Source organism: Pauljensenia sp. UMB10120 (genome assembly GCF_030212035.1).
GTDB lineage: Bacteria > Actinomycetota > Actinomycetes > Actinomycetales > Actinomycetaceae > Pauljensenia > Pauljensenia radingae_A.
Genome location: NZ_JASODH010000006.1, coordinates 151,384 through 176,960, shown reverse-complemented (window position 1 = coordinate 176,960; position 25,577 = coordinate 151,384). Strand labels below are relative to the sequence as shown.

The 25,577-nt window shown below is 60.0% G+C and carries 15 protein-coding genes; 9 read left to right on the top strand and 6 right to left on the bottom strand.

Going from position 1 to position 25,577, the window contains the following annotated elements; translation table 11 throughout:
* Positions 1-62 precede the first annotated feature (62 nt).
* On the top strand, positions 63-2,753 hold the full coding sequence (locus QP093_RS07515; RefSeq protein ID WP_285015973.1) for a beta-glucosidase: 2,691 nt from the start codon (positions 63-65) through the stop codon (positions 2,751-2,753).
* Positions 2,719-4,227 carry an App1 family protein phosphatidate phosphatase gene (locus tag QP093_RS07510; protein ID WP_480295130.1) on the top strand — a complete coding sequence of 503 codons (1,509 nt, stop codon included), beginning with the start codon at positions 2,719-2,721 and terminating at the stop codon, positions 4,225-4,227. Before QP093_RS07515 ends, QP093_RS07510 begins: the two co-directional genes overlap by 35 nt.
* On the opposite strand, the gene QP093_RS07505 is transcribed toward QP093_RS07510, so the two are convergent.
* The 5 genes from QP093_RS07505 to QP093_RS07485 all read right to left on the bottom strand — a co-directional run bounded on the left by QP093_RS07505 (position 4,224) and on the right by QP093_RS07485 (position 11,719).
* The gene (locus tag QP093_RS07505; protein WP_285015972.1) at positions 4,224-7,454 is read right to left on the bottom strand and encodes a PIG-L family deacetylase; all 3,231 of its coding nucleotides are present in this window, start codon (positions 7,452-7,454) and stop codon (positions 4,224-4,226) included. The genes QP093_RS07510 and QP093_RS07505 overlap by 4 nt on opposite strands.
* A 40-nt stretch (positions 7,455-7,494) precedes the next feature.
* On the bottom strand, positions 7,495-8,304 hold the full coding sequence (locus QP093_RS07500) for a carbohydrate ABC transporter permease (protein WP_058237545.1): 810 nt from the start codon (positions 8,302-8,304) through the stop codon (positions 7,495-7,497).
* Entirely contained in the window at positions 8,301-9,242 is a 942-nt protein-coding gene (locus QP093_RS07495; RefSeq protein WP_285015971.1) for a carbohydrate ABC transporter permease, read from the bottom strand. The genes QP093_RS07500 and QP093_RS07495 overlap by 4 nt, the downstream gene beginning before the upstream one ends.
* A gap of 92 nt (positions 9,243-9,334) precedes the next feature.
* The gene (locus QP093_RS07490; protein WP_285015970.1) at positions 9,335-10,714 is read right to left on the bottom strand and encodes an ABC transporter substrate-binding protein; all 1,380 of its coding nucleotides are present in this window, start codon (positions 10,712-10,714) and stop codon (positions 9,335-9,337) included.
* Between the two features lie 27 nt (positions 10,715-10,741).
* Positions 10,742-11,719 carry a carbohydrate kinase family protein gene (locus QP093_RS07485; protein ID WP_285015969.1) on the bottom strand — a complete coding sequence of 326 codons (978 nt, stop codon included), beginning with the start codon at positions 11,717-11,719 and terminating at the stop codon, positions 10,742-10,744.
* Between the two features lie 131 nt (positions 11,720-11,850).
* On the opposite strand from QP093_RS07485, the gene QP093_RS07480 reads away from it, so the two are divergent.
* The 3 genes from QP093_RS07480 to QP093_RS07470 all read left to right on the top strand — a co-directional run bounded on the left by QP093_RS07480 (position 11,851) and on the right by QP093_RS07470 (position 18,607).
* Positions 11,851-12,645, top strand: a complete 795-nt coding sequence (locus tag QP093_RS07480) for a DeoR/GlpR family DNA-binding transcription regulator (protein WP_285015968.1) — start codon at positions 11,851-11,853, stop codon at positions 12,643-12,645.
* Entirely contained in the window at positions 12,642-14,036 is a 1,395-nt protein-coding gene (locus tag QP093_RS07475; RefSeq protein WP_285015967.1) for a family 4 glycosyl hydrolase, read from the top strand. The genes QP093_RS07480 and QP093_RS07475 overlap by 4 nt, the downstream gene beginning before the upstream one ends.
* A gap of 122 nt (positions 14,037-14,158) precedes the next feature.
* The gene (locus QP093_RS07470; RefSeq protein WP_285015966.1) at positions 14,159-18,607 is read left to right on the top strand and encodes a lamin tail domain-containing protein; all 4,449 of its coding nucleotides are present in this window, start codon (positions 14,159-14,161) and stop codon (positions 18,605-18,607) included.
* 57 nt (positions 18,608-18,664) lie between these two features.
* Here QP093_RS07470 and coaE read toward each other — a convergent pair whose 3' ends face one another.
* Positions 18,665-19,357 (bottom strand): dephospho-CoA kinase, encoded by a 693-nt coding sequence (gene coaE / locus QP093_RS07465; protein WP_285015965.1) that lies wholly within the window; start codon positions 19,355-19,357, stop codon positions 18,665-18,667.
* Positions 19,358-19,691: 334 nt separating this feature from the next.
* On the opposite strand from coaE, the gene QP093_RS07460 reads away from it, so the two are divergent.
* The 4 genes from QP093_RS07460 (at position 19,692) to QP093_RS07445 (ending at position 25,539) form a co-directional block, all read left to right on the top strand.
* The gene (locus tag QP093_RS07460; protein ID WP_285015964.1) at positions 19,692-21,326 is read left to right on the top strand and encodes a peptide ABC transporter substrate-binding protein; all 1,635 of its coding nucleotides are present in this window, start codon (positions 19,692-19,694) and stop codon (positions 21,324-21,326) included.
* 394 nt (positions 21,327-21,720) lie between these two features.
* Positions 21,721-22,647 carry an ABC transporter permease gene (locus tag QP093_RS07455; RefSeq protein WP_285015963.1) on the top strand — a complete coding sequence of 309 codons (927 nt, stop codon included), beginning with the start codon at positions 21,721-21,723 and terminating at the stop codon, positions 22,645-22,647.
* The gene (locus QP093_RS07450; protein ID WP_058237537.1) at positions 22,640-23,614 is read left to right on the top strand and encodes an ABC transporter permease; all 975 of its coding nucleotides are present in this window, start codon (positions 22,640-22,642) and stop codon (positions 23,612-23,614) included. The genes QP093_RS07455 and QP093_RS07450 overlap by 8 nt, the downstream gene beginning before the upstream one ends.
* 191 nt (positions 23,615-23,805) lie before the next feature.
* Positions 23,806-25,539, top strand: a complete 1,734-nt coding sequence (locus tag QP093_RS07445) for a dipeptide ABC transporter ATP-binding protein (protein ID WP_058237928.1) — start codon at positions 23,806-23,808, stop codon at positions 25,537-25,539.
* Positions 25,540-25,577: the final 38 nt, after the last annotated feature.

Genomic DNA, 25,577 nt, shown 5'->3' with positions numbered 1-25,577 from the left:
CGCCATGAGTGCACGTGGATAAGCTAGTGACAGATCCTGTTGACCTGTGAAAGGGACCTGACATGGCTGTCACTCCAACACCGTCCGCACCCACGCTGCGCATCCCGTCCGAGGGAATCACTGTCGATATCGATGATCCCGACGGCCAGATGTTCATGCTGGACCGCTCCCTTCAAGGCTGTGTCTCACTGGCATTCAGCACGCAGATCGACAAGGAACATCCGGGCGATGTTTTCCTGGACGGCTCCCCAACCCCGTACGTGCTGGCTGACGTTCTGGCTATCCGGGGCGTGACCCACCTGGGGATCACAGTATTCGGCGTGCTCACCCGGCGAGGAACTTGCCACCGCGTCACGGTCCGGGGATTTCGCGACCTGAACGGCACGGTGATGGAACCGACCAGCTTCACGCTGACCACCCTGCCCGACACTGCCCCCGATCCAGCGTTCGCACACCACGACGCCATCGCCCTGCGCGCCGCCGAAGAAGGAATCGTCCTGCTGGAAAACCGGCGCAACACGTTGCCGCTGCCTTCGGGCACACTCAACCTGTTCGGAGCAGGCGTGCACGCCTTCCGCACCGCCATCGTCGGGGCAGGCAGGATCAACCCGCGTTACACGGTGCGGCTGCGTGATGCCATCGAAGCATCCGACACGTTCACTCTCAACGAGGAACTGGCCTGTTTCTACCGCACCGGAACCAACGATCTGCCACCACGTGACCTGCGTGATCGCGCCCGCGCACTGTCCGACACCGGCATTATCGTGCTCACCCGCCCCTGCGGAGAAAACACGGACAACAGCTCAGATGAGGCAGAATTCAGACTTGACAGCGCCGAGGACACCCTCGTGCGCACTGTATGCGACCTGTTCGACCGCACCGTCGTCATCTTGAACACTCCGTACCCCATTGACGTGTCCTTCATGGACACCTACCCGGTCGATGCGCTCATCCTTGCAGGAGTGGGAGGTATGCTGGCCGGCCCCGCCATCGAACGCGTCCTGTCGGGCGCAGTGAACCCCTCTGGCCGCCTGTCAGATTCGTGGCCACGGGCACTCGCGGACCTGCCCGCCGACGTCAACTTCTACGACTGTGCAGGTGGAAAGACGCGCTACAACGCCGAACACCGCACATGGATCGACACGGCGTACGAAGAAGGCATCTATGTGGGCTACCGCTTCTATTCCACATTCGACGCCGAGCCGGCCTACCCATTTGGCTACGGACTCAGCTACACCACATTCGACCTGACGCCCTCGGCAACGATCAACAGTGACGAGGGGGGCCACCCGCATGCGCAAATCGATGTGACGGTGACGAATACGGGGGAGCGTGCCGGCCGGGACGTCGTCCAGGCCTACGTGCGCAAGCCACATGAGCGGATCGAAACACCTGAACGTGAACTCGTGGCATTTGCGAAAACGCCACTCCTTGAGCCAGGTGAATCACATGTCGTGCGCCTGGACGTTGGCGCTGACCGCCTGAGTGTATGGGATGAAGAGGTGTCCAGCTGGATCGTGACGGAAGGGGAGTACACCCTGTTTGTCGGACACGACGCGGCCGATGCCGGCCAGACCTGCCAGTTCCGTCTTGACGCTGACCGGGTTCTTGCCCACGGACACCCAGTAATGCGCGCACCTGAGCCGGTCACTGCGCTTTCACGGCGCGACCCTTCCCACACCTGGCCTCAGGGCACGCGCAGCGAAATCAGGGATACTCCCGGTTTTATCCCCGTGCGCCATGTCCCCTCGCGTGACGGACTGGAGGAAGCCCTGCCTTCTGACACCCCAGTCACATTTGACGACGTGGCGGCAGGGCGGGCCACGGCAGCTGACCTGGCCAGACAGCTCGACGTGGATCAGTGTGTGCGGCTGCTGGTGTGTTCGCGAGACGACTGGGGGATGGAAGGGACAGGCGCTGCCGGCATCATGGCCACCGTCGCGGGCGTTGACCTGCCTGAATTCGTAGTGGCTGACGGCAATTCCGGTGTCAACATCAGGAAACCGAACATCGGGATGCCGACGACGGTCGTCCTCGCCTCCACATTTGACGTGGATCTTGCTGAGGAAGTCGGTCGGGTGATCGGCCAGGAAGCCCACGCCAACCGGATTGACGTGATCCTGGCACCGGCCATGAATCTGCATCGCCACCCCCTGTGCGGGCGCCACCCTGAATACTTTTCGGAAGATCCGTATCTGACTGGCATGATGGCGGGGCATTTTGCGAAGGGCCTGGAAAGCGGGGGAGTGGGTGCCTGCTACAAGCACTTCCTGGCGAACAACGCTGAAGCCTCCCGCAAACGCAACCAGTCGCTGATTCCGGAGCGTGCGCTGCGTGAACTGTACTTGAAATCCTTCGAAGTCGCGATCGGCGTGCACCCGGCCGCAACGCTGATGACCAGTTACAACGGCGTCAACGGGTGTCACACCGCTGCAGATACCGAACTGCTGGAGACGATTATCCGAGGCGAGTGGGGCTGGCGCGGCATGATCATGACCGATTGGACCTCCTACGACACGTGCCCGGTTGACATGATGGTGCCTGCAGGCACCAACTGGATCACTCCGGCCTCCCCGGATGACACTTTCACGGCTCCGATTGTGCGCGCGGTGCGCGAAGGACGAGTGGGCGAATCAGTCGTTCGGAGGGCAACCGCGGAACTCATTGGTACGCTGGTAACCGTTCGCGCCCTCGCCTCGCAGGCTGATTCGCGTCTCAGTGAGCACAACACGAAAGGTGAATCCGACGATTAAACCGGACACAGGGGATCAACCCGACAGCCTGCACACAGGGGATGCCCGCCGCGAGAACCAGGGTGCCCGCGCCACATTCGCGCCTTTGTTGCGCGCAGTGAATACGGTGAGCGAATTCGCCTCCACCGGCTTGGCGCATGCACTGGCCTTCGGAGGTTTCTATCCCTCCGTCGTCGGATTCGGAGGGTACGGCTCTGCAACGCAGGTGCGCATCCTGGCGCGCGCCCTCATGAGCCGCACAGATGATCAGCGTCGATGGCTGGCCGAAAGGCGCGGCTGGCGACAGTTCTTCGACGCGCAGGTGCCACGCCAACCCGCCCTGATCACCGTGGGAAAGGCACGCGTCATCTGCTTCGCAAACGCGGAAGGCTACATCGACCTGACACTGAGCAACCATGGACTTGCGCCCGGCTGGCATGACGCGTGGATTCAGGTTCTGCACGCCGGCGACGTGGCACACCTGGGAATTGTCGAGGGCGACGCTCCGATTCTGCATCACGTGCGCAACGAACATACGCACACCGATGTCACGCCCACTGCGGAGCGCCGCCGACTGCGCACTCAGCTTTCACGCGAACAACGGGCAGTTCTTCAGCGCATCAATGCCATCCCCACCATGCCGTCAGGCCAGCAGGTGTTCGTCACTGCAGGTAAGGAACTGTACCAGCTGGTGCCGGAGAATCTTTCCTCAACGGCTGGCGGCCACCTGTCCTACATTGAGCATCTTGTCTTGACGGCAAGTGAGCCCGACAGGAAAGACACGCCTGAGCGTGAGAAGCGTTCGGGCAGAATTCGTGCCGGCCAGCCCGTCGCCGTTAAAGTCCGCATCATCGGTGATAATGAGCGGGTCGGGGTCGTCTCTGACCTGGATGACACGGTGCTGGTGTCGATGCTGCCACGTATGGCAATAGCGCTGCGGCACGCCCTCGTCGATCGTTTTTCGTCACGTCAGTCGGTGCCGGGAATGATGCGCCTGCTCAATGAACTGGCTGAAGGTGACCAGCACGCTGAGGCGATTAACCGGCCGCACGCTCCCGTCATCTACCTGTCGACCGGTGCGTGGAACGTGTTGCCCGCAATGCGGGACTTCCTGGGGCGGATGGGCTTCCCTGAGGGAGCATTTCTGATGACTGACTGGGGGCCGTCCGCCAATACATGGTTCCGTTCGGGCCGTGAACACAAACGGCGCGAACTGCAGCGCCTGGTCACTGAACTTCCGAACGTTCGATGGTTCCTGGTGGGAGACGACGGGCAACACGACCCGGAAATCTATGCGGACTTTGCCCGCAAATATCCGGAACGTGTTGCCGGGATCGCCATCCGATCACTGACTCAGTTTGAGCAAATGCTTTCGCACGGCACGTTGACGCCGCTTCGGCCCGAAGCACTCCATGACATCCCGGAAGATATCGACGTGTGGTACGGGCCGAACGGCTTCAACCTCCTTGCTCAAATGCGTCGCGATCAGCGTTAGTGTCGCCGCCGCGATGCTGCCAGCCCTGCAGCTCCGGCCACGCCGAACGCTGCGAGCATGATGAGTGCGCTACCTGACGCGCCGGTTCGTGCGACGCCACCTGGTCGGCCGGCTGCGTTCGGATCGCCCTGATCGGCGTCGCCGCCACGCTGCCCATCCTGATCGCCGGGCTTCTTGTCGGTATCCGGCTTGGGTGTAGGCGTGTCACCGGCCTTCTTCGCCACTAGCGGGTAGGCCCACGCGTTGACAGTGTCACCGTTGCGGTAGGACACCAGCAGGTGAACGTCGGTACCCAGTGCTGCGCGAATCTCATCGGTCAGCTCGATCGTCATGTCGGTGCTCCCCACGTCGGCCTGAACGCTGGCCAGGAGCCTGCCACCCATATTCGGCTGCCACGGCATCGCTGCCCCGTCATCAGGTGAACATGCGTCGAAGTTGTGCGCGGAGTTCGCGCAGCTGGACGTCCACACCGGAATGAAGGACGGATCCCCTTTCCACAGGAAGGCGCGCGCCGTGCCGGCCTGAGTTCCCGACAGCGGAACGCGGATGGCCTCGGCATCGATACTCGGAGCCACGGTGACATCGGCGGCGGGCATCAGACCTGCAATCGGCACGCCTCGTGTAGCGGACTGGAACACCGTTTGAGGTGAATCAATACTGTCCAGCGCGCTGTCAGGAATGATGGGATCGCCAGCTTCATGGGAACGGTCCGTCGGAGGCTCGTACCCGTCCAGGTAGGCGTGACCCCACCGGTACGGCTCAGACTGCTGAGATCCGAAAGCCGACCAGGCCAGACGGGTCTGGCCAACGAAGTCAGGCGTATCGGAATCGTACGGCGTGATGTTGAAGCCCAGGTAGGTCGGGTTGACAGCATTGCTGGCCTGATCTCCGGTCGGTGCAGTGGACGTGGGGCCAATTGCTGCCGGCAGGTTTGCCAACGGCAGTTTGACTTCCAGCTTGTAGTGTCCATCCGTGTAGGCACCCGAATCGTCACGAGGGGCAAATGCCTTGACTTCAACGCCGGGAGCGTTCAGGCCACCCTCGATAGTTTCCGCCAAAGGCCCTGTGGAGAATCCTTGATGATGGTCAGCGTCACGCGACCAGCATGGGCCGTTCGCGCCGTTGCCGTTCCGACCGTCAGGGTCATCAGTGAATGGGAAAACACCGAGCTTGAACGTGGTGGACGTATCGTTGGACGGTGCGAGCGGGTCGAGCAGGAATTCGACGGAGTCAACCAGCCAGTGACCGAAGCAGCGGTCAGGTGTTACCGCCGCTGAGGCCTGCTCGTCGACCACATCGACCAGAGCGTACAGCGCATCGTCGTACCATCCCAGCCATGCCTGTGACGTGCCGCCGCAGTCAGCCTCGGAGGAGCACTCCTCGCCTTCCCACCGTGCGGCAACGCTGATCGGCGTGCTGCCGTAGGCTGACGCGTCACCATCCAGAGCAGGGGCCTTCGCCAACTTGGGGATCACCGTCGTCGGCACGACATTCAGTTCGAGCTTCTCGGTCGAAACCGATGTTCCAGCGGTTGTGGTGGCTGTGACCTCGTCAATCGTGTTGCCGACGGCAGCAGGATCAGTGTGAGTGAGAATGAACTCCACCGTCGCCGTCTTACCCGGTGCGACCCCTTCGAATGATTGTAACGGGTGGTTGAGTGCATATCCTTCCGGAACCGTCAGCTCCACCGTGCCACTTTGCGCTTCACTGGAACGGTTTGTGACGGTCACGGGAACCGTGATCGATTCACCTGCACCGATAGCGCGCCGCGCCGGTGACTGGCCGTAGACAAAGACGTTGTAATCTTCGGTCCACTGATCGTAGTAGGCGGCGTTGCCGGCACGCGTGAAGCGGCCGTTGACCGGGGCCACCACGTCAACATGGGTTTCGTTGTAGCCCGTCATCTCGGCAGAATCTGAGGCGAAACGGATCGGCAGACGCATCGTGCCGAGGGCACTGGAGTCAGGGGCGGTCACAGTGAACGTGACATCGGTTGAGTCACCGGACGCCAGTTCACCTGTTGCCTGTTTGTCGCTGACGGTCCACCCCTCGGGGACGTCAATCGAGACGGTGCCGGCCGGAATTGCTTGCTCGCCAGCCACGAGCGTGACAGTGACGTCGACCGATTCACCGGGAGCTACCATCTGGGCTTCCGGTGATCCATACATCAGTGTGCCCAGTGGCATGCCGCTGGGGTCAGGCAGGGATGCGCCGAAGAGGATGGAACGATCATCGCCGCCACCTTCGGTGCCGTTTTCCTGCATCGGTACCCACGACCTACCCACCAGGAAGCGTGTACATCGATTGTCGACAACGGTCTTTTCCATCAGGCGGGCCTGAGTGGCGTGAGCCTTGGCGTTTTCACCGCCAACCTGCGCCCAGGTCTTGGGTGTTCCGGCAGGCTGTCCCTGCACGTTGCCTTCCACCCACGTGTACTCAGATTCGTATCCTGTCCACGTTCCGGCCACGGTGTAGGGACGTCCCTCGATTCCGGCGTAGCCAGCCAGACAGTTGGCCTGATCAGGCAGCTTGGTGGTGTTGCCAAAGTCAAAGACGTATTCGGTGACTTTCTTGACCTGCCAGGGCTGAACCGCGTTGGGTCCGCTGAGCTGTTCAGGGAAACGGTTGGGATCAGCAGCTGCCTGCGCCACTTCCCATGCCAACATCGAGGCGGCCTGATGGTTGCCGTGACCTGCGTCGAAGGAGGCGGGCCATGTCACCAGGATCTCGGGTCGGGTCTCACGCACAACCTGTGTGGCCCGGCGCAACGTTTCGTCATGGTTCCACAGCTGGTGAGTCAGCGGCGCGGACGTGTTGTAGAAGAAGTCCACCCGGTCAAGGAAGTACACATCAACTGTGCCGTCACGTACGTGCGCCGCACGGTCTTCGTTTTCACGTCGCAGGCCCAGGTCCGGCCCGGCTTCGGAGCCGACTGAATTGGAGCCGCCCTCGCCGCGCGTGGTCAGCATAATGCCGCAGCGTACATCGGCAAGATCACCCCACACGCCACACGGTGCACTGAAGGACGCGTCATCATCGGGGTGCGCCCACACGCCGAGGACATCGAGTTTTGTTGGATCACTGGTTGAGGAGGTTTGGGCGTGGCCGAATGCCCATTCAGGTGCCTCAGACGAGGGTGCCGCGAGGGACGGCGTCGCATACATCATTCCTGGGACCAGAAGCGCACACGCCCCTGCGAGCGCGACCGATCTGAGTAGGTGCTTCATTGCAAATTCTCCAGTTCTTTTCAACAATCACGGTCAAATATCAGCCTTTAACTGCTCCTTCGGTCATTCCGGAAATGAAGCTGCGCTGCAGGGCGAGGAAGAGGATCACCATAGGCAATGCAACAAGAACCGCTCCGGCTGCCAGGAGCGTGGATCCGGTGGTGTACTGGCCCTGGAAGAATGCCAGACTCAACGGGGCGGTGCGCATCCTGCCGGTCGGTGACATGACCAGCGGGATCAGGAAGTCGTTCCACGTCCACATGAACGTCAGCACAATCTGAGTCACGATTGCGGGACGTGCCAGTGGAAGCAGGATCGACCACAGGATTCGGATGTCACCGGCGCCGTCAAGCCGGGCAGCCTCCAGGATGGATGGGTTAACTGAGCGGAAAAACGCGCGCATCCAGAATGTGCCGAATGCCAGTGACTGCGCAATCTGCGGCAGCGCCACCGCCCAGAGCGTGTCGGTGAGTCCGAGGGTGCGAAGATCGTAGAACAACGGCAGGATGATCGCTTCGGACGGCACCATGATGCCCAGGAGGAACACGTAGAACAGAACGTTGGAGCCAGGCGGGCGCAAAATGCCGAGCACGTAGCCGCTCATCAGTGAGAGCACCAGTGCCGACGTCACGACAACCACGGCGATCATCGCCGAGTTCTTCATGTACAGCGAGAACTTACCCTGGCTCCACGCTTTTGCAAAGTTCTCGATGTGTCCCCACGACGAGTCGTTGATTTTCTCTGAACTCAACGACAGGAACAGGACATACAGAATGGGGATCAGGGACTGCAGCGCAAAGAAGATCAACACGATGTAGCTGACGACTTTTTCAGCGGGAGAAGTTTTCATTGGTCCTTTTCCCCCCACAGGTTGATGGTCAGATTGATCAGGAAGATCACCAGTGTTAGTACGATCGCCAGTGACGAGGCCGTTCCCACCTGTCCGAGTCGGAACGCCTGGTTGTAGACCTCGTAGGACGGCACGGTTGTGGATGTGCCGGGGCCGCCCGATGTCGTCATGTACACCAGATCGAATGTCTTCAGCGCTGCGATCACCGTCAGGGTCAGTGAGACGAGGATTTCACCACGCACGCTTGGAATAGTGACGGACCAGAAGCGGCGAAACCACCCAGCGCCGTCAAGCATGGCTGCCTCGTAGTACTCGCGCGGGATGCGCGCAATTCCGGACATGAGCAGGACGGTGACCAGGCCGGTGGACACCCATGTGCCGATCAGGCCCACGGCGATCAGCGCCGTCGAGTAGTCACCGAGCCACGGCCTGGCAAGTCCGCCCAGACCGATCGCCCGGAGCACACGGTTGAGCAGCCCGTCGGGCGCGTAAATTTCACGCCACGAAATGGCCAGCACCACCATGGCGATGACCTGTGGCAGGAAGACGACGGTTCGGAAAAATCCGAGCCCGCGCACGCTTGAGCGTGTCAGCAGTGTCGCCAGGACGAGGCCGATGATCAGTGGGAACACCGCGTAGAAAATGATGAGGACAAGAGCATGCCAAAAGGCGTCCAACAGCCTGGGGTCGGTGAATGTTGTGACGTAGTTGTTGAACCCTGCCCATGTTCCTACGCCCAGGCCATCCCACTTGTAGAACGACAGGGTGATGACGCGACCGATGGGGTACAGCATGAATGCGCCGTACACCAGCACTGGCAGTGCCAGCAGAGCAATCGACATGGCCCACCGTGACTGTGCGCGTGACCTGTTGCGTCCACGTGCGGGGCGTGAACTGGTGGCGGTCGCTGTCTGTGCACCGCCGGTGTGGTTGGTCATCGAAGCCTCCTCAATGTACACGCGAACGGATATAAAAAGCGGATGGGTCGCCCTCGTTGATCATGAAAGACGAACGAGGGCGACCGGCTGCATTATTGGTTGGTGAATTCGGTGTACGCCGTCTCCAGAGTGTCGACGAACTGGTCAGGGGTGATCTGCGAATCAAGCAGTCCCTGCAGTGCGTCACCAAGAACCTGATCGAAGGTCGGGGTGGCGTAGTCGAGGTACGGCAGAACGTTGCCGGAGTTCGTCAACGTGTCGAAGGCGTTCATGACATCGGCCACGACGCCCTTCTCGTTGGCGGCGTAGGTAGCCGTATCGTTGACGGGCACGTTTCCGGTTTCAGCCAGAACCTTCATCGCATCGGCGTTCGTCAGGAAGTCGATGTAGGCCGCAGCGACGTTGACATCCTTCGCGGCTGACGTGATGGCGAACGGCAATCCGGTGCCGCCGGTGGTCTGCGGCGCATCCATTCCTTCGGCCATTGGCGGCAGCATGAAGCCGACATCTTCACCCATTGCTTCGAGCAGGTCAGGTGCGAGCCATGAACCGGCAATCAGGTACACGCCCTTGCCGCCGGCGAAATCCTGCCAAGTGCTGTCGTAGTCAGCGCCGTTGAAGCCGTCGTTGAAGAAACCGTTCTTGGCCCATTCCTGGATCTGCGTGGCGGCAGCAACGTTTTCCGGTGTCTTCCACGAAGCACCTGCGTTACCGAAGCCGAGCGAACGCACGGTATCTGCGTCCACATGTGCGCCCTGCACGACGCCGAAGACGTGCAGTCCCGGCCACTTCTCGACGTTACCGAGCATCAGCGGTGTTTCACCGGCTTCCTTGATGGTCGGCAGCTGGTCGGCCAGTTCCTGCCAGGTTGTGGGCTCCTTCAGACCGAGGTCAGCGAGCTTGGCCTTCGAGTAGTAGATCCCCACTGATTCGCCGACCTGCGGCAGACCGTAGACGCAGCCTTCACCGAACTTGGTGGCATCAGAGGAGTACGAAGAGTTCGCCAGAATGCCTTCAGCGAAAGTTTCGTTCCACTTGTAGGCCTCCACATACGGGTCGAGGCACTGGATCTGTCCAGCTTGGACGAACTGGCCCATCATGGAACGCGAGTTGTTGGCCTGCACAACGTCAGGCGCATCCGCGCCGGTCAGAGCCAGACGCAATGTGGTCTGCAGATCGTCAAAGGACTGGGAGTTGCGCTCGATGGTGATGTTCGGGTACTTCGCCATGAACGCTTTGTTGAGGCGCTCGATCTGTTCGTTCTGGCCGCCGCGCACTTCCTGGTCCCACACCACCAGTGTCTGTTCGGGGGCGTTCGAAATATCGGTTGATACTTCGGATGCTGCCGTCGACTGGGAGCCGGAGTCGCCGCTGGTCTGGCCTCCGTTTCCGCCGCTGGGAGCACACCCCGCCATCAGTGCCAGGCACGCCAGTCCGGCAACCATTGCCGAGCCGTGAGAAGAATACTTCATCGTGTTACATCCTTTCGGTCGTGTCATTTAAACGTTGAGTACATCAAGAAAAGTCAGGTCAAGTCCCTTGGTGAGGTCTCGCGAAAGGCTCGCGACCCAGTGGTGCAGGTCGGAACCGGTCGGCGCGCTGGATGAACCGCCAGGGAAGCGAACGGTGTAGTTACTGGCAGCGATTGCCAGGGAAACTGCGGCGCGCGGTTGGAGCCTCGCATGGTGAGCGAAGGTCAGGCCCGCTGAGAACACGTCTCCGGCACCTGTCGGGTCAACAACAGGGATATCCAGGGCCGGGACCGTGAACAGGTCCGTTCCATCGCAGGCGACAGCTCCCCTCGGCCCGCAGGTGACAACCACCAGCGGCACCTTCTTCGACAGTGCCCGGGCTGCCTCCTCGACGCTGTCGGTGCGTGTGTAACGCATCGCTTCAGTCTCGTTGGGAGTGAACACATCGGTGACGTCAAGGCCGCGCAGATTGTCGATATCCCACTGCCCGCTTGGGTCCCAACCAACATCGCCCAGCACCCACACATCACCCCACTGAGCAATGCTGTCGTGGTTGGCGTTAATCGCATTCATGTCAGCGACGAGGGCGGCCGGGTGATCCCTCTGGATGACATCTGCCAACAGTGAGACGCTCTCCGAGCCATAGGTCACCATTGCCCGGTCACCGTTGAATGCCAGCGACGTCGTGACATTCTGGCGGTCACATCTGCTCGCCCACCTCAGGTCAATCCCTTCACTGGTCAGGATGTCGGCCACCAGATGACCTGCTCGATCCTGGCCGATAGTGGTGACCAGGCGTGGACGGGAGGAATCGTCTGTGTCAGGCGCCTGAAGTAAACGCGCAATAGCGATGGCCTGGTTTGCTGCTCCACCTGCAGTGATGGCGCATCCTGATACCCATTGTTCTTCACCTGGGCGCGGGGGGCCTGCAAGTCCCGACATGACAACGTCAAGGAAGACAGGGCCAATGACGCAGGTTGATCCATCTGACGACGCAGTGCCCACGGATGCCTCCTTGCCAATGTGGAACTGAACGTGATCTTGTTCTCATCACACTGTAGCGATATTTCGGCGCATTGTGCTTGCAAATGACCAATATTGCTCACAATTGAAAGAATTTCGTTATAATTGGCACTATGTTGGCTTATCAGCGTCGTGCCAGAATCCTTGACTTGGTACATGACCGCGGCAGTATGTCAGTATCCGATCTGGCACAGCACTTCGGCACCTCCGAGTCAACGATTCGGCGCGATCTGAACCGTCTGGATGAGCAAGGCGCACTGACGCGCGTGCGCGGCGGCGGAATTCACGGCGGTGTACCCAGCTTTAAAACCCTGAGCGAATCCCCGCACGATACACAGGACCAGCCTTTTGCCACGGTTGCTATGCGATCAGCCGAAGAGAAGGATCGTATCGGCAGGTCAGCTGCAGCCCTCGTACCCGATCAGTCGGTCGTCCTCATCGACATCGGCACTACCGGCGTGATGGTGGCCCGCCATCTCAGGCATCGCGACGTGACCGTTGTCACTGCCTCCCTGGCTGTCGCAGACGAACTGCGAGGCGAATGTGAAGCAACGCTTGTCGTACTGGGTGGTGTGTTGCGAACAAACTACCTGTCACTGGTCGGCAGCCTCACTGAACATGCACTGGAGGCAATCAGAGCTGACATCGCATTCGTTGGCACCTCGGGTATCCGCCATTCCGGCGCTTTGATGGATTCGACCGGAATGGAAGTGCCCATCAAGAAATCAATCATCGCGCATTCTGAACAAACCTTCGCCGTCGCGTCATCGGACAAGTTTCCGGGATCAGGCCTGCTGACCGTGTGCCATCTCAGTGACTTGACGGGTGTTGTGACGACCGCCGAAATATCCACCACCCCCTCACTGGCAGAGCTTGAGGGAACAAACACGAAAGTGATCAGCGCATGAAACTTGTAATTGCAGGCGGAGGCGGATTCCGCGCCCCGCAGATCATCGAAGTTCTTTCAGCAGCACGCGAGGGCAAGGGGCCTCATAGTGGCCTGAACGTCGACGAAGTGGCCCTCTATGACATCGATCAGCGCAGGCTCGACGTCATGATGGCGGTCATCCGCGGAATGGATTTCGCCCATCCACCGACACTGACCGCCTCCACCGACCTGCGCCAGGCCCTCATGGGAGCCAACTTCGTCTTTTCAGCCATACGAGTGGGCGGCACAGCCGGACGTGTCACTGACGAGCGTGTTGCGCTGGCCGAAGGAATCCTCGGACAGGAAACGGTCGGGGTGGGTGGCTATGCCTATGCGTTCCGTACACTGCCCATCGCGATGGAACTGGCTCGTGCAGTGCGCGAGGTGGCTCCCGATGCGTGGGTCATCAACTTTACGAATCCTGCCGGAATCATTACTCAGGCGATGCGGCGCGAACTGGGCTCCCGTGTGATTGGTATTTGCGATACGCCGATCGGACTGGTGCGCCGTGTCAGCGCGGCGGCAGGCATCGATCATCACTGGGTTGACCAGGACGATCCTCGTCTCACATTCGACTACGTGGGCCTGAACCACCTGGGGTGGCTGCGGTCGCTGGAACTGGACGGCACAGATCGTCTGCCCGACCTGTTGGCCGACGATGCCGCGTTGGATCACATCGAAGAGGCACGCACAATCGGTTTTGAGTGGGTGCGCGCACTGGGAATGTTGCCCAACGAATACCTCTTCTACTACTACCTCAACCGCGAATCAGTCGCCCGGATCAGGCAGGAAAAGGCTACACGCGGCGAATTCCTCGACAAGCAGCAAAGCGCTTTCTATGACGAAGCCGCCGGAGCGAGCGACCACGATGCCGCAGCCGCATGGACCAGGGTCCATGACGAGCGCGAAGCGACCTACATGGCCGAATCCCGTGATGAGGAAGACCGCGCCAACCGTCGTGACGAAGACATCGCCGCAGGTGGCTACCAGCAGGTCGCCTTCGATTTGATGAACTCGCTGACCACCGGCACACGCGCACGCATGATCCTGGGTGTGGGCAACTCGGATGCGGGCGGTGATCTGATCGTGCCGCAATTGCGCGAAGACGCGGTGATTGAAGTGCCCTGTCGCGTCGACGCTGACGGAGTTCATCCGCAGCACGTGCGGCCTGTGACCGGTCCCGAACTCGGACTCATCACCACCGTCAAGGGCTGTGAGGAACTCGTGATCGAGGCGGCAACGCAGGGGGACAGCACCCTTGCATGGCGCGCAATGGCCAACCACCCATTGGTCGATTCCGTTGCCGTGGCACGCCGCGTGCTGGAGGGTTACATCGACCAAAGTCCCCAGATCGCGAAGGTTTTCGAATAAAGGAAAGAAGGCTCACACACCGGTAAACCTACACGTTAGGCAGTGTTTACCGGGTGGTTGAACTGCGTCATTAGCGTCAGTGAAGTCATAGTGATTTTTGCTGACTGATGGAGTACATACACATGTTTTCAGTTCGACCTCGCGTCCTCATTATGGGAGTGGCGGCAGCTCTGATGATGACGAGCGTGTGGAGCGGTGGCCCGGCACAGGCTGAGGCCACCGTTCCGCCGATCATGATCACGGAGATTGCGCCCGACAATACCGGCTCTGACGAATACGAATACTTCGAAATCCACAACACGACGGATGCGGCGATCAACCTTGCTGAACAGAAGTACTCTTTCGCTTACACTTACGCCGATTCCGATGACCGCTCTCAGGACAGACAACTGACGGTTGACGACGCCAACCTGACCCTCAGTCCAGGCGAAACAATCATCATGTGGCTGTCCTACACGGCGAAGAACCTCGATTCCTTTGCGCGCACGGACGCAGATTTTCGCACCAACTGGTCCATGAGCAACAACGCCAGAATTGTGCGCGTCACCGGCCAGGCAGGTATGGCCAACAAAGGTGAGCGCGGAATCCGGGTGCTCAAAGACGGGCAAATCGAATCGTGGTCGTACTACCCGGCCGGCTCCGTCGGAGCCAACAAAGTCGCAGAATTCGCCGTATCAGACACCCAGTCGATGACGTTGCTGGCGTCGCAGGCCACGGCAACACCTGGCACTGTCCGCGACGAGCAGTTCGTCCGCACCTCTCAGCCAGATCCCGGCGACCAGTCAGGTCAGCCAGACCCCGATGACCCCACGTCGGCACAGGACGCACCTGACACGGCAGCACCTTTGATGATCACCGAACTTGTACCCGACACAGATAACGTGTCCGGCTCAGATGGCTTTGAGTTCATTGAGATTGCCAACACCACCGACCAGCCCATCGATTTCTCCAACTACACGCTGAGCTACCTGTACCCCGATTCGAAGAGCTCGGCACTGTGGCCCTCCACCCCTGACAACGTCGTGATCCAACCCGGAAAAACCCTGGTGTTCTGGATCAGGAACGGCAACAACAATGATCTGGGCGCAGCCGATTTCAACAAGCAGTGGGGTACGTCGCTGACTATGGGCCAGGACCTGGTGGAAATCTACTCAGGTGGCATGGCCAATGGTGGTGCTCGCGGCATGCAGATCCAGACGAATACCGGCGCGGTCGTTAACCGGGCCTACTACAACATGAACGGCAAAGAGGTCGAATACAACAAGGGATTCCATTTCTGCGTGAACACGGACGACCTCACCACACAGGGCCGCATTGGAACTCACCCGGCATCGCCGGGCACACTGATGGCTGCCCAGCTCCCCAGGCCCCTGGTCGCACTAGCCGCAGACACGCAGGAACCGGCGCTGACAGATGCCACCCCATCCACAGTTCGCGCCGACCAGCCACTGGCATTCGACTTCACCATCACGGACAACACCAGCGTCAAGACGGTGACACTGAACATGAAGTCGAGCGCCGATAAAGATTCGCGCGCGATCAACTTGACACATGACAGCGAAGACGTCACGCACTTCACCTTCGAGGTGCCTGCCGCTGACATGACCGGCAAACGCTGGTTCGACTACACGCTGACCTACACGGACGGAACCTTCACCAAAACTACCGCTCCCGTACGAGTTGCCATCCAGGGAGCAGTCACTGACCCCTTGCGTATCAACCATGCCGACAATGACTGGGTGTCCGGCACCACCGACCTGATTGCGGCGACCGATGACCCCTCGTCAATCACGATGACGATCGATGGCACGAACGTGCAGACGGAAGCCTCACTGGAAGGTGAGCCGGTCTTCGCCTTCGAAGCCACGCAGACTGACACGTTCTTCCGCAACGGCGTGCTGGCCCCCAATGGCGACATCCTGACGATTTTCGATGAGGGTACCTACAGCGAGATCACGACCATTTCAACGCCCGTGCCCCTGGTCTACATGGACGGACAGGCCGTAACCGCCTCGATCTACGCGGGTACCAAAGCCAAACCCGGGATTGACGAGAACGAAAATAACGACGATTTCGATGTGCGTGCATTGCGACTGATCCTGCCGGACGGACGCACGCTCACCCCACGCGGATACTCCGATGCCACACAATGGCTGCGCATGGGCGATTCCACAGGCAAGCACGATTTCTTTGACGCGACGTTCGACATTCCTGACGACGCGTTCACCGGCGCTCGCCACGCGTGGGACACCACGACAGCAATAGACGGCACGCACACCATCACCGCGCAGGCAACAGTGGACGGCACCCAGCACAACGTCACACGTGTCCTGCGGGTCGACAACACGGCTCCGGTCATCGAGACACACATTGACGAGGGCGCCCTGCTCCAGGGTGACATCACCGTCAATCCCACCGCCACTGACAGTGGGATTGGACTGGATTCACTCAGCGCAACACTCGACGGCAAGGACATCACCCTTCCGCTGACCACCTCGTCGACGTCACTGCCGGCCGGCAACCATGAACTGACCGTCATTGCCGTCGACAAACTGGGGAACTCCGCAACTGTCACCACCCACTTCACGACGCCCGTGGAAGACCCCACGGTTGCAACCTTCACTCCTGGTGACGGTGCCCGTGTGGAAGCCGGCGATGTGGTACTGAGCGCCCACGTGGATGATGAAGCAGGCGACCAAGTCACCGCAAAATTCTACGAAGGTGAACGCGTGGACAACAGCACCATTCGCACCGCCTCCGGAACAGTGAATGACGCTGCCCAAGCTGAGCGTGAGTCAGCTCGTCCGCTCACCAGTGACGAGATCGAGCAGCTTGCCCAGGATGATGATGTGGTCAAACAGGTCACCTCAGATGATGCCTTCCCGTATGAACTGTTCGAGATTCCTGTCAGCGACAGCGACGCTGGCGCCACGGTGCGTGTGCACTGGTCCGGACAGGCTGAACGGAACGCTCAGGTGTCGATGCGCGTGCGCGCCGCTGACGGATCCTGGGATGAGGTCGACCGCCACATCACTGGCACAGGCACGGATTCGGCCAACACGCGCGCCGCGTCTGCAGCAGATGGTGCGTACGAAAAATTTGACCTGGACGCCCTCGTCAAGACAGATACGTATGCGCATGATGGTGTGATTACCGTGCTGATCCAGCATTCCGACGGGTGGGCCGGGAAGAACCTGACGACGCGTGAGTCCACCGTCACTCCCGCGCACGCCGACGACGAGGCGCGCTCCACGTACGATTTCACGCTCGCCTGGGAATCGGACACGCAGTACTACAACGAGCGCGACGACTACTACCCACATCAGCTCGCCATCCACCAGTACCTGCTGGATCAGCGGGCCAACATGAATATCCAGTACCTGTTCCACACAGGTGACATTATCGACGACTTCGACCAGCAGCATCAGTGGGACCGTGCCAATCCGGCGTATCGCACGCTCGATGAGGCGGGATTCCCTTATGGCGTTCTGGCAGGAAATCACGATGTTGGCCACCTTGCCAACGACTACTCGGAGTATTCGAAGAACTTCGGTGAGGCACGCTTCGCTGCTAACCCGTGGTACGGCGGCTCATATGAGGACAACCGCGGACACTTCGATCTGTTCTCCGCCGGAGGCATCGACTTCATTGCCGTCTACCAGGGCTGGGGACCAGGGGACGCGGAAATTGAATGGATGAATCAGGTGCTGGCCGCTCACCCGGACCGCATCGCAATCATCGACCTGCATGAATTCATGCTGACGACCGGTGGGCTCGGTCCGATCCCGCAGCGTATCCTTGATGAGGTCGTCGCCACGAACCCGAATGTGCGGATGGTGATGTCGGGGCACTACCACGATGCGTTCACCCGCACGGACAGCTTCGATGACGATGGGGACGGCGTAGCGGAGCGCACCGTGACATCGATGCTCTTCGACTACCAGGCACTTCCCGAGGGTGGCCAGGGCTACCTGCGCTTGCTGCATTTCGACAACGATGGCCAGCGCATGATGGTACGCACGTATTCACCTTCGCTGCAGCGCTACAATTCCGATGATCAGGGGCTGTTGGGCAGCGCCGACAATCCGTATGAGTACCAGCATTTCGATGTCTCATATGCGCAGCTGGGAATCACACCTTCACAGCGCGTGCTCAGCACGGACAGCTTCTCCGCGGACGTGCTGTCCACCCGACTCATTGGGACTGCCGAGGCTGTTGCCACACCTGGCACTGCCAGTGCGACGTGGAAAGATGTGCCGGTGGGGACACATAGCTGGTACGTGGTGGTCAGCGATGTCAACGGTGGTGAAGTGATCTCACCGGTATTGACGTTCACAGCGGTGCCTGTCGGTGAGTCGACCGAGCCGGGCACTCAGCCGACCGAGCCGGGAACCGATCAGAACCGCGGCCATGGTCAATCAGCGCAACCGGGTGCGTCGCCAAACGTATCGGCGGGAGGGCGTCACCTGTCAGCCACCGGCGCTGATGGCGGTCTGCTCGCAGCGGTCACCGTGATCGGCATAGTGGGTGCCGTGATGGTGGCGACGCGACGTCGCCGTCATACGCACTGACAGATAAGGATCTGGTCAGGCTCCCCGCACTGCCATCTGGTGGCGTGGGGAGCCTGCCTATGACAGCAGCGGTGTCAGCCAGTCGTCGATGAGTCGCTCGACCACCTGGTTGAGATCAGCGACCGTGCCCGTGTTCGCGATCCACACATCGCTCACCGCCCGTCGCTCAGCCTCACTTGCCTGAGAATCGATGCGCTCGCGGGCATCGTCAGCTGTCAGACCACGGCTCACGAGGCGTTCGACTCGGATCTGCACCGGAGCACCCACCATAATGACGACGTCAAAGATGGATGCCAGGCCACCCTCGACCAGCAGAGGAACGTCGTAGACAGCGAAGGTGCCGGGCGGTGCGCTGGCGAGTATGCGCGCCGACTCGCGAGCAATACGCGGATGAGTAAATGCCTCCAGGCGGGTGCGCCGCGCCGGATCAGAAAAAACGAGCTGTGCCAGCGCCGGACGATTTAACGAGCCGTCAGCGTTGAGGATGTCCGTGCCGAACGCTTGCGCAATGTCGTGCAGCGCGGGCGAACCGGGTGCGACGACCTCCCGGGCAATCTGGTCTGCATCTGCAACAGTGGCATGGCGGCGGGCAAAAACGTCCGCCACCGCCGACTTACCGGAACCGATTCCGCCGCTGATGCCGATGCGTAGTGCGTCAGGCGGTTGCGTGATGCGACGCTTTGGTGTGCGGAGTGCCGTCGCGTGTGCCTCTCCGCACGTGATGACGTGACCTGCAGCGCTGGGTTTCATGCACTCAAGGGTAGTCGCAAATCAGTTGGTGACGGTCCCATGACGAAGCCTTGACCATAGTGTGTGAAATCAGGCACAATCGATTGAGACAAAGATGAGGATTTGTCACAAAGTGACCCGACGACACCACGTGAGCTTTCGGCTTGTTTTCAATGATCAAGACGAGTTCTTGATCATTTCGTGATAATTCGTGACCAAATTGTAGCTTCCACATGGTGAACTCTCAACGCTTTGAGGCAGATTGATCGGTAGTGTCTGTGACATCTGGCATCCGTGTCCTGTGTACGTGACACAGCGGCCCAGAAGCACCTGCATAAAAATCAGGAGGCATCCCATGAGGATTAAGAGAACATGGCTGGCGGTTCCGGCCGCCCTCGCCCTTGCACTGACCGCATGTGGCGGCGGCAGCGGCGACCAATCAGGAAACGGTGGTGAAAGCGGTGCCGCAGCATCAGGCGGTGCCGCAGCATCAAGTGGCATTGTCGAGGTCAACGGATCTGAACCTCAGAACCCGCTGATCCCTGCGAACACGAACGAAACGGGCGGTGGCCGTCTTCTTGACGTGCTGTTCGCCGGACTGACTTACTACGATGAGACAGGCGCAAGCCACATGGAAATGGCCGAGTCCATCGAAACTGACGACCATCAGACCTACACCGTCAAACTGAAGGAAGGCCTGAAGTTCTCTGACGGCTCCGATCTGAAGGCCAAGAACTTCGTTGAGGCATGGAAGCTCGGTGCAAAAGAGGCCATGCTCTCCGCTTACTTCTTCGCACCCATCGAAGGTGCCGATGAGGAAGGCAACGGCGATCTGACCGGCCTCGAGGTCGTGGACGACACCACCTTCACCATCAAGCTCAAGCAGCCGGAAGCTGACTTCGAACAGCGTCTGGGCTACTCAGCTTTCTACCCGCTGCCCGACTCTACTCTGGCTGATCCTAAAGCCGGCGGCGAGAACCCGGTCGGCAACGGCCCCTACATGGCTGACGGCGAAGGCGCATGGGTTCACAACGAAGGCTTCTCACTGGTCCCGAACCCCGAGTACCAGGGTGAGCGTGTGCCGCAGAACGGCGGACTCCACTTCACCTTCTACGCCAAGCAGGACGCGGCCTACCAGGACCTCGTGGGCAACAACCTCGACGTGCTGGACGCCATCCCTGAAAACGCATTCCAGACCTATGAAAGCGAGCTCAACGGACGCTCGGTGAACCAGCCTGCTGCTATCTTCCAGGCATTCACCATTCCGAACGACCTTGAGCACTTCACCGGTGAAGAAGGCAAGCTGCGTCGCCAGGCAATCTCCTACGCGATCAATCGTGAAGAAGTTACCGAGAAGATCTTCTCCGGTACCCGCACCCCTGCCAAGGACTTCACCTCACCTGTCGTTGACGGCTACAACGACTCGATCCCCGGCAGCGAGGTTCTGACCTACGATGCCGACAAGGCGAAGGAACTGTGGGCACAGGCTGAGGCCATCGCTCCGTTCGAAGGCAAGTTCACCATTGCCTACAACTCCGATGGCGGTCACCAGGGTTGGGTTGACGCAACGGTCAACTCCATCAAGAACACCCTCGGAATCGAAGCGGAAGGCAACCCTTACCCGGACTTCAAGTCACTGCGTGACGACGTCACCAACGGCTCCATCAAGGGAGCCATGCGAGCTGGATGGCAGGCTGACTACCCCGGTAAGTACAACTTCCTGGCACCGATTTACGGCACTGGCGCAAGTGCGAACGACGGCAATTACTCGAACCCTGCATTCGATGAACTGCTGACCAAGTCCTCGGGTGCAAGCTCGCTGGAAGAGTCCAACAAGCTGCTGGATCAGGCCCAGGAGATCCTCTTCCAGGATCTGCCGGCAATCCCGCTGTGGTACTCCAACGTGGTTGGTGGCTGGTCAGAAAACGTGGACAACGTGAAATTCGACTGGCACAGCGTTCCGATGTACTACCTGATCACCAAGCAGTGATCTGCTCCATATAGATCAGTACTACATAGTTCTGTGGCGACCAGGAATCCCCTGTTCGCCACAGAACTATGTTCACGTCCAACCGAGTGACCTGCACAAACATGTCTCTGATGTGATGGGTCAGACAGTGCAAAAGTGACGTGAATGCCGCTCAAAAGCCGACTCGGCTCCCAAGACTAAAAGAATTAGTGATACGCTCACCAAGCGAAGCTTGCATATTTTGGCGTGAAGTTTGCACGATGTTGAACATTCGACGTTGGCAGGTCTCACGGCAAAAGGTGAGTGGCCGAAACGATCGCGAGGCGTCAGCTCCGTGATCCTGTAGCACACATGCACGCGATTCTGAGCAATCAGAGGGGCGAGCATGTCCTGTCCACCCCGAAGGAAATACCCAATGTCCCGATATATCGGACGACGGCTCCTCCAGATCATCCCGGTCTTCTTCGGAGCCACGTTTCTGATTTTCGCAATGGTGTACCTGATGCCTGGTGATCCCGTTGCCGCCCTGGGAGGCGACCGTGGCCTCAACCCGGAAGTACAGGCGCGTATCCGTGCGGAATACAACCTCGACAAGCCTTTGTACATGCAGTACCTGCTGTACCTCAAAGGCGTCTTCACTCTCGATTTTGGAACCACCTTCTCGGGTCGTTCAGTTGCCGAAGTAATGGCGGGAGCCTTCCCCATCACCATCAAGCTTGCAGTGATGGCGCTGCTTTTCGAAGCGATCCTCGGTGTGGGTTTCGGTGTCATCGCCGGCATGCGTCGTGGCGGCTTCTTCGACTCAACGGTTCTGGTTCTGTCACTCGTGGTCATCTCGGTACCGACCTTCGTTATCGGCTTCGTACTCCAGTTCCTGGTCGGCGTAAAATGGGGCATTCTGCCGCCCACGGTGGGCAGTAAAACCACGATCACCAATCTTTTGATGCCAGCGATAGTGCTGGGCGCCCAATCGCTGGCTTATGTCTTGCGATTGACGCGCCAGTCAGTGTCTGAGCACACCGCGGCCGACTTCGTGCGCACTGCGCGGGCAAAAGGCCTGTCGAACGGACAGGTCATGCGCCGCCACATTCTGCGCAACTCACTGATCCCCGTCGTGACATTCCTCGGCGGTGACCTCGGCGCCCTCATGGGTGGCGCCATCATCACAGAAGGCATTTTCAACATCAACGGTGTAGGCGGCACGCTGTGGCAGGCAGTCATCAAGGGCGAGCCGGCAACGGTGGTGTCCTTCACGACTGTGCTCGTGCTTGTCTACATCATCGCGAACCTGATCGTTGACCTTCTGTACGCCTGGCTCGACCCGAGGATCCGCTATGAGTGAGAATCTGATTCCTTCCGCGTCCATTGAGCGCACTCGCCATGGACAGCAGCACTACGTCTCTGAAATTGACGAGACCGGCCTGGGTGCCGTCGACGCCGTAGCTGACGATTCAGCACCCTCATCCATGTGGGGTGAAGCGTGGAAACAGCTGCGCAAGCGCCCCATGTTCTGGGTGGCAGCCATCATCATCTTCATCGCGCTCCTCATGGCCTTTGTGCCGCAGCTGTTCACCTCACAGGACCCGCGTTTTTGCGAACTGGGCAATTCACTTGAACCAGCCGGTCCCGGGCACCCCTTCGGCTTCGAACGACAGGGCTGCGATATCTACGCGCGCGTCATCTACGGCGCTCGCGCCTCAGTGACGGTCGGTGTCTTCACGACCATCGCCGTCGTCCTGATCGGCGGATCGCTGGGCGCCCTCGCCGGATACCTCGGTGGCTGGGTGGACGCCGTGATCTCCCGCATCATCGACATCTTCTTCGCAGTTCCGCTGCTCCTTGCCGCAATCGTGTTCATGCAGATGTTTCGCGACAACCGCAATGTGTGGATGGTCGTCCTGGTGCTGGCATGCTTCGGGTGGACGCAGATTGCGCGCATCACCCGCGGCGCCGTCATGTCCACCAAGAACGAGGAATTCGTGACGGCAGCGCGCGCGACCGGCGCATCGAGCTGGCATATCGTGGTCAGCCACATCCTGCCGAACGCGATGGCACCGGTGATCGTCTACGCAACCGTGGCACTGGGAACATTCATCGTTGCCGAAGCCTCCCTGTCATTCATGGGTATCGGTCTGCCGTCGTCCGTGGTGTCCTGGGGCGGCGACATTTCGATGGCACAAGCATCCCTGCGTGTTCAGCCTATGGTTCTGTTCTACCCGGCTATCGCGCTGGCACTGACCGTTTTGAGCTTCATCATGATGGGCGACGCCGTGCGTGACGCCCTCGATCCGAAGGCGCGTAAGAAGTGACAACTCCACGTAATCCAGATCTGACACCTGACCCCGACGACCCCACGTTCGCCGCGTCGCGACCGGTCACACCCAACCCGGCCAGTTCCGACTCGGGTGACAACCGCTTTATGCCCGACGTTGACGAGGGTGACTCGACCGACGCTGAGCTGACAGACGAACGCCTCGAAAAGCTGGTCACCCGCACTGTCATGTCCGATGCGCCAGAAGTGGTCAATGAGCATTCACGAGACCAAGGCGACATCCACCCAGATGACGCTGAACCGCTGCTCAAGCTCAAAGACCTTGAAGTCACGTTCACCACGTCCACCGGCAAAGTTCCCGCCGTGCGCGGAGTCAACCTGACGATCTACCCCGGCCAGACCGTGGCAATTGTGGGTGAGTCCGGTTCCGGCAAGTCAACGACTGCGTCAGCGATCATCGGCCTGCTGCCCGGCACCGGTGAAGTCACAGGCGGAAGCATTGAATTTGACGGCAAGGACACCACGCATCTGTCCACCAAAGAGTGGGTGAAGCTGCGTGGATCCGGTATTGGTCTGGTCCCACAGGACCCGATGACGAACCTCAACCCTGTGACCCGTATCGGCAAGCAGGTCGGTGAGGCTCTGCGGGCCAACAACGTGGTCCCCACCTCGCAGGTGGGTCAGCGCGTGGCAGACCTGCTTGAAGAGGCCGGACTTGCCGGTGGCGGCAAGAGGACCAAGCAGTTCCCACACGAATTTTCCGGCGGTATGCGCCAGCGCGTCCTGATCGCGATCGGTCTGGCTGCCCGCCCGAAGCTGCTCATTGCCGACGAACCGACCTCCGCGTTGGATGTGACAGTTCAGCGCCGCATCCTTGACCACCTGGGCACAATGACTCGTGAGCTGGGCACAGCCGTCCTGTTCATTACTCACGACCTTGGCCTGGCGGCTGAACGCGCCGAGCAGCTGGTCGTCATGCACCGCGGACGTATCGTCGAATCCGGGCCCGCGCTGGAGATCCTGCAGCATCCGCAGCATCCGTACACGAAGCGACTGGTGTCGGCGGCCCCCTCGCTCGCATCGGCACGTATCGAGTCCGCCCACGCCCGCGGCGTGAAAGTGACGGACGAAGAACTCACCGGTACAGGAGCAGGTGCGTCCTCCACCGAGGAGATCGTGCGCGTCGAACATTTGACGAAAGTCTTTGACGTACGTGGTGCGCGCGGCGAAGCCAAGGAACTGCGCGCCGTTGACGACGTCACGTTCGGATTGCGCAAGGGCACAACCCTGGCATTGGTGGGTGAATCCGGTTCCGGTAAGTCCACTGTGGCCAACATGGTGCTCAACTTGCTCACTCCCACCGAAGGCAAGGTGTTCTTCAAAGGGCAGGACACGTCGCAATTCTCATCCAAAGAGCTGTTTGAGTTGCGCCGCAAGCTCCAGGTTGTCTTCCAGAATCCCTATGGGTCACTGGACCCGATGTACTCGATCTTCCGCATTATCGAGGAACCACTGAAGGTTCATAAGATCGGAAACAAGAAAGAGCGCATCGCACGGGCCCAGGAACTGCTTGACCTGGTCGCTCTGCCGCGCTCGGTCATGCGGCGCTATCCGAACGAACTGTCCGGTGGGCAGCGTCAGCGCGTAGCCGTGGCCCGCGCCCTGGCACTGAAGCCTGAAGTGATTGTGCTGGACGAGGCTGTCTCTGCCCTCGACGTGCTGGTGCAGAACCAAATCCTGCACCTGCTCAATGACCTGCAGGCACAGTTCTCGCTGTCCTACCTGTTCATCACGCACGACCTGGCGGTGGTGCGTCAGATCGCTGATGACGTGGTGGTGATGGAGCACGGCAAGCTCGTCGAGGCGGCACCGTCCGACGAACTGTTCGATCACCCCAAGCAGGACTACACGCGCGAGCTGATCGACGCAGTGCCGGGACGAGCCATCCAGCTCAACCTGTAGGAACCCCTCAGCGACAAACTCTGTCGGCAAGTGTCAGC